This window comes from Cupriavidus sp. 01L46, assembly GCF_056399905.1.
In genome coordinates, this window is sequence record NZ_JBFTSF010000340.1 from 1 (window position 1) to 6,069 (window position 6,069).

General features: G+C 66.2%; 5 protein-coding genes and 1 tRNA gene. 3 read left to right on the forward strand and 3 right to left on the reverse strand.

Annotated features, from left to right (window positions below; all coding sequences use genetic code 11):
* The 3 genes from AC1DS3_RS33620 to rnr all read right to left on the reverse strand — a co-directional run.
* On the reverse strand, positions 1-676 hold a 676-nt coding region (locus AC1DS3_RS33620), incomplete at its 3' end, for an SIR2 family NAD-dependent protein deacylase (RefSeq protein WP_477128864.1).
* A gap of 89 nt (positions 677-765) precedes the next feature.
* Positions 766-1,509, reverse strand: coding sequence for a 23S rRNA (guanosine(2251)-2'-O)-methyltransferase RlmB (gene rlmB, locus AC1DS3_RS33625; protein WP_043352050.1), 744 nt, complete (start codon positions 1,507-1,509; stop codon positions 766-768).
* An 88-nt stretch (positions 1,510-1,597) separates the two neighbouring features.
* On the reverse strand, positions 1,598-4,189 hold the full coding sequence (gene rnr / locus AC1DS3_RS33630; RefSeq protein WP_477128863.1) for a ribonuclease R: 2,592 nt from the start codon (positions 4,187-4,189) through the stop codon (positions 1,598-1,600).
* Between the two features lie 69 nt (positions 4,190-4,258).
* Here rnr and AC1DS3_RS33635 point away from each other — a divergent pair.
* From AC1DS3_RS33635 to AC1DS3_RS33645, 3 genes are all read left to right on the forward strand, one after another.
* Positions 4,259-4,345, forward strand: a tRNA-Leu gene (locus AC1DS3_RS33635).
* Between the two features lie 473 nt (positions 4,346-4,818).
* Complete coding sequence (locus tag AC1DS3_RS33640) at positions 4,819-5,253, forward strand: Rrf2 family transcriptional regulator (protein WP_006157768.1); 435 nt, start codon at positions 4,819-4,821, stop codon at positions 5,251-5,253.
* A 69-nt stretch (positions 5,254-5,322) separates the two neighbouring features.
* Positions 5,323-5,934, forward strand: a complete 612-nt coding sequence (locus tag AC1DS3_RS33645; RefSeq protein ID WP_441640356.1) for an NAD(P)-dependent oxidoreductase — start codon at positions 5,323-5,325, stop codon at positions 5,932-5,934.
* Positions 5,935-6,069 lie beyond the last annotated feature (135 nt).

Sequence of the window (6,069 nt, forward strand, 5' to 3'; positions counted from 1 at the left end):
CGCGCACACCGTCCCACAGCAAGGGCAAGACCACGCCGGCCGGGCCACGCAGCACAATGTCGGCGGTCTGATCCAGCGCCGAGGGCTCGGGATTGACCACGATGACATGCGCGCCATGGTCCTTGGCGGCGCCGGGCAAGCCGGCCGCCGGATAAACCAGGCCGGAGGTGCCCACCACGATGCAAAGATCGCACTGCTCGGCTGCGTGCTCGGCGCGATAGCGGGCCACGCGCGGCAGTTCCTCGCCGAACCACACCACGCCGGGGCGCATCATGGCATTGCAAAGGGAGCAGCGCGGCGGCACGCCCGGCACGGCGGTCGCCGGGTCGCAACGGCCGCAGCCGTCAAGCCACTTGTTGGCGAACAGGTTGCCGTGCAGCTCGATCACATCGCGGCTGCCGGCGCGCTGGTGCAGGCCATCCACGTTTTGTGTGACCAGGGTGACGATTTTCTGCGCGGCGAGCGCCACCAGGGCGATATGCGCCGGGTTGGGCTCGGTGGCCGCCACCAGCTCGCGCCGGTGCAGGTACCACTCCCAGACCAGCGCGGGCTGGCGCCGGTAGGCGTCTTCCTGGGCCAGTTCCTCGGGATTGAAGCGCGACCACAGGCCGGTCATGGCGTCGCGGAACGTGGGCACGCCGGACTCGGCCGATACGCCCGCGCCGGTGAGCACCATGATATTGGTGGCTTCGCCGATCAGGCGGCGCGATGCCGCGAGCGCCTGTGCGTCGATGTCCGCCGTCACCACGGATGCCGCCCCAGCGCTCAGCGCTTCAGGCGGCGCTGGCGCACCGCCTCATACAGGCACACGCCGCTAGCCACGGAAACGTTCAGGCTTTCCACGCCGCCGGCCATCGGGATGCTGACCAGCTCGTCACAGGTTTCACGGGTGAGGCGGCGCATGCCCTCGCCTTCGGCGCCCATCACCAGGGCAACCGGTCCCTTGAAATCGACGTCATAGAGCGTCTTTTCCGTGCCGTCGTCCGTGCCGATCACCCAGATGCCGCGCTCCTGCAACTCGCGCAGCGTGCGCGCCAGGTTGGTGACAGTGATGTAGGGAACGGTTTCCGCCGCGCCGCTGGCCACCTTGGCCACCGTGGTGTTCAACCCCACGCTGCGGTCCTTCGGGGCGATCACGGCGTGCGCGCCAGCGCCATCGGCCACGCGCAGGCAAGCGCCCAGGTTGTGCGGATCGGTGACGCCGTCGAGCACCAGCAGCAAGGGCGTGCCCTCGATGCCGTCGAGCAGTTCGTCAAGATTGAGGGCCAGCGCCACATCTTCGGCGCGGGCGACCACGCCCTGGTGGCGGTCGGTGCCGGCCATGCCGCGCAGGCGCTCGGCATCCACCGGGTGCAGGCGGACTTTGAGGCTTTCGGCAAGGCGGATGAAGTCCTGCATGCGGCGGTCACGCCGCGCGGATTCTACGTAGACATCGGTGACGCCAGCGGCGTCCTGGCGCAGGCGCGCGGTGACGGCGTGAAAGCCGATCAGGAGTTTTTGTTTAGCCATGGCGAGATTGTACATTCCCGCCGGAGCTTGCCCCGTGTCCGCAGCCATGGCGCCGGAACCGGGCAAGCCGGCGCCGGCGCCATGGCCGTCAGGTGCGCTTGCGCGAAGCGCGGCTGCTCTTGCCGGCGGGCTTGGCGCCGCCCTTGTGCGCCGAGCCCAGATGCTGCGGCTTGGGCTTGGCGGCGCGCTTGGCCGGCTTGCCGCCGGCCTTGGCGCCCTGTCCCACGTGCGGCTTGACCGGCGTCATGACAGCTTCGAACACCGGCTGCTCTTCGATCACGCGGTCCAGCGTTTCGTCGAACGACTCTTCCGGCTTGGAGCTGCCACCCAGCAGCGCGGCCAGCTGACGGCCCTTCTTGCGCGCGGGCACGGCGTGCGCGGCGGGCACGCGCGGCGCGGCATCGACGGTCGGGGCGCGGCCACGCAGGTTCTTGGCTGAGGGCTCCTGCACCAGGCGGAAGTCGATCTTGCGCGCATCGAGGTCCACGCGCGAAACCTGCACGCGGACGCGGTCGGTGAGGCGGTAGCGGATGCCGGTACGCTCGCCGCGCAGTTCATTGCGCGCCTCGTCGTACTGGAAGTAATCGCTGCCCAGCTCGGTGACATGGACCAGGCCTTCGACATAGAGCTCGTCGAGCTGCACGAAGATGCCGAACGAGGTGACCGAGCTGATGGTGCCCGAGTACTCGCTGCCAAGCTTGTCGCGCATGAAGTAGCACTTGAGCCAGGCTTCCACATCGCGCGAGGCTTCATCGGCGCGGCGCTCGTTGGCCGAGCAGTGCAGGCCGAGCTCGTCCCAGATGGCTTCGTTGCGCTGGGCGCGCGCGGCGCTGCGCTCTGCCTTCTCGGMGGCGTCCTTGGCCTGCATGCGGCGCGCCTTGGGCGCGATCGCGGTGTTCRGCGCGGTGCCCGGTGCAAATGCCGGCCGGTACTTGGTATGGGCCAGCACGGCCTTGATGGCGCGGTGCGTGAGCAAGTCCGGGTACCGGCGGATCGGGCTGGTGAAGTGGGCGTAAGCCTCGTACGACAAGCCGAAGTGGCCGATGTTGTCCGGGCTGTAGACCGCCTGCTGCATCGAGCGCAGCAGCATGGTCTGCAACATCGGCGCGTCGGGACGGCTCTTGATCTTGTCCATCACGTCGGCGTAGTCGCCCGCCTGCGGCTTGTCGCCACCGGCCAGCGAAAGCCCGACGGAGCGCAGGAACTCGCGCAGGTTCTTCAGCTTTTCCTCGCTCGGGCCGGCGTGGATCCGGTACAGCGTGGGATGCTTGAAGCGCTCGAGAAAGTCTGCGGCGCACACGTTGGCGGCCAGCATGCATTCCTCGATCAGGCGGTGGGCGTCGTTGCGGGTGCGCGGCAGGATCTGCTCGATCTTGCCCTGCGCATTGCAGACGATGTAGGTCTCGGTGGTATCGAAGTCGATCGCGCCACGCTCGCGCCGCGCCTTGAGCAGGACCTGGAACAGCTCGTACAGGTTCTGCAGGTGCGGCACCAGGTCGGCACGCTTATGCGCCTCCGGGCCCTTGGTGTTGGACAGCACCGACCAGACCTCGTTATAGGTCAGGCGCGCCGCCGAATGCATCACGGCGGGATAGAACTGATAGCCCTTGAGCTCGCCCTTGGCGGTGATCACCGCATCGCACACCATGCACAGGCGGTCGACTTGCGGGTTCAGCGAGCACAGGCCGTTGGAGAGCTTTTCCGGCAGCATCGGGATGACGCGGCGCGGGAAGTACACCGAGGTGGCGCGATCCAGCGCATCGGCGTCGAGCGCCGTGCCGGGACGCACGTAGTGCGACACATCGGCAATCGCCACCACCAGACGCCAGCCCTTCGAGCGGCCGATCTTGACGGGTTCGCAGTAGACAGCGTCGTCGAAGTCGCGCGCGTCTTCGCCGTCGATCGTCACCAGCGGCACGTCGCGCAGGTCGATGCGGTGCTCCAGGTCGGACTCGCGCACCTCGTCGGGCAGGCCGGCGGCTTCTTTGGCGCAGGCATCCGAGAATTCATGCGGCACGCCGTACTTGCGCACGGCGATTTCGATTTCCATGCCGGGATCGTCGAAGTCGCCCAGCACTTCCACCACACGGCCCACGGGCTGCACGTAGCGATCGGGGTAGTCGATGATCTCGACGCTGACGACCTGGCCGACTTGCGCCTTGCCTTGCGATTTCGGCGGGATCAGGATGTCCTGGCTGATGCGCTTGTCTTCGGGCGCCACCACCAGCACGCCGCCTTCGCTCAGCAGGCGGCCGATCACGTAGCGGTTGGCACGCTCGAGGATCTCGACGATCTGGCCTTCGGGCCGGCCGCGCCGGTCGTAGCCGATCACGCGCACCTGGGCGCGGTCGTTGTGCATGGCCTTCTGCAGCTCGCGCTCMGGCAGGAAGATGTCGTCATCGCCATCGTCGCGGATCAGGAAGCCGAAGCCATCGCGGTGGCCCTGCACCCGGCCGACCACAAAGTTAGGCTGGTTGGCCAGCTCGTAGCGGCCCTTGCGGTTGAGTTCGATCTGGCCGTCACGCTCCATGGCGGCGAGGCGTTTCTGGAAGCCGTCGTGTTCTTTGCGCGTGACAGCGAGCGCCTTGGCGATATCGCCGCCCGACAAGGGCGACCCCGACGTCCGCAGGACGCCAAGGATTTCTTCCCGACTAGGGATCGGATAGTTATTCTGATTCAATTTTTTCTAGAATTATTTGACAAACGATTTGCGGTCGCTATAATGAGCGCTTCGGTTGTTTCGACGCCCGCCCAGGTGGCGAAATTGGTAGACGCACTAGGTTCAGGTCCTAGCGGTGGCAACACTGTGGAGGTTCGATTCCTCTCCTGGGCACCAGATCAAACGGAAAACCCGCAGCGCTTTCGAGCCCTGCGGGTTTTTTGTTTTCCGGCGTCTGATCTTGCAACTTGGCACTCCCGATTCGATATTGGCGCGACTGCGCGACTTAACTATTAACTATTAACTATTGACTAAATACCAGTCACAGCAACGACCGCCCCGGGGCGTGGAGTCCGCTCTTGCCTGTTGAGGCAGGGGCATCCACACAGCCTGGCGCTCACACGAACTGCCAGGGCGCGGCCGGAGCAGCAGCCGACTGCTGCGCTGCGGGTGAGTGTATCAGTTTCAGTGGCGCTCCCGGCATTCTTCCGCCATTCACACGCTGGAATGTCGCGTTTTCCGACGTTTTCAGGTGCAAACCACCCTATTGCTGCAGGCGCATGCCACATCAGCATGCCTGCGTGGCCCGCCAGTCGCTTGACAGCGACGGCTATCTGTAACTAAGATAGTTTCACATTGCCTCACCCACCATGACCACCAGCAGCCGATTCGCCGTCGCCGTCCATATCCTCACCTTGCTGGCCAGCGCCGCGGAGCCCTTGCCGTCGTCGCTGATCGCGGGCAGCGTGGGCACGAACCCGGTCCTGATCCGCCGTCTGGTCAGCCAGCTGGCCGAGGCGGGGCTGGTGAGCACGGTGATGGGGAGCAACGGCGGCGCCTCGCTGGCGCGCGCGGCGACATCGATCACGTTGCTCGATGTGTTCCGTGCGGTGGAGTCGGCCACGCTGATCGCGCCGCACCACAGCGTGCCCAATCCGGCATGCATGGTGGGACGGGAAATTACCGGCGCGCTGAAGCACGCCGCGGACCGCGCACAGGCCGCGATGGATGGTGCGCTGGCCGGGATCACGATTGCCGGCATGCTCGCCGATGTGGAGCGCGCGGCCCGGCAACGCAAGCCGTAAAATTTTTATCCCAATATGTAACTAATATAGTTTCACATCGATATTCAACAGCGCAACAAAGGAGTCAACATGAAGATCGCAATCATCGGCGCCACCGGCCGTGTCGGCACTCGCCTCATCGACGAAGCCCTGAGCCGCGGCCACACGGTCACCGCTATCGCACGCCAGGCCGACAAGCTTGCCACGCGGCCGGGCCTCGCCACGATCAATGCAGATGCCGCGGACACCAAGGCCCTGGCGGCCGCCCTCGCTGGCCACGACGTGGCAATCAGCACCGTACGTTTCCTGCAGACCACAGCCGAACAGATCACCTCCGCGGTCAAGGCCGCCGGCGTGCCCCGCCTGCTGGTGGTGGGCGGCGCGGGCAGCCTCTTCGTGGCACCGGGCGCGCAACTGGTCGATACGCCGCAGTTCCCGGAAGCCTATAAGGCGGAGGCCCTGGCGGGACGCGACTTCCTCAACGCCCTGCGCAACGAGACAGCGATCGACTGGACCTTCCTGTCCCCCGCAGCCCTGTTCGAGCCGGGCACGCGCACGGGCAAATTCCGCGTGGGCGAGGAGACGCTGCTCTCCGACGCCAGCGGCAAGAGCTGGATCTCGATGGAAGACTATGCCATCGCCATGATCGACGAAGTGGAAAAACCGGCGCACTCGTGCCAGCGCTACACGGTCGCCTATTAAGCAGGAAACGAGCGGCAACTGCGAGGGCGGCTTGCCGAGGCCCTCGCAGTTGCCGCTCGATTGCCCGGATCGCCCGGGATCAGGCCTGCGAGCTGCCGGCGGCGTGCTTGCCGCGCTTGAGCCAGGCCGCCAGGT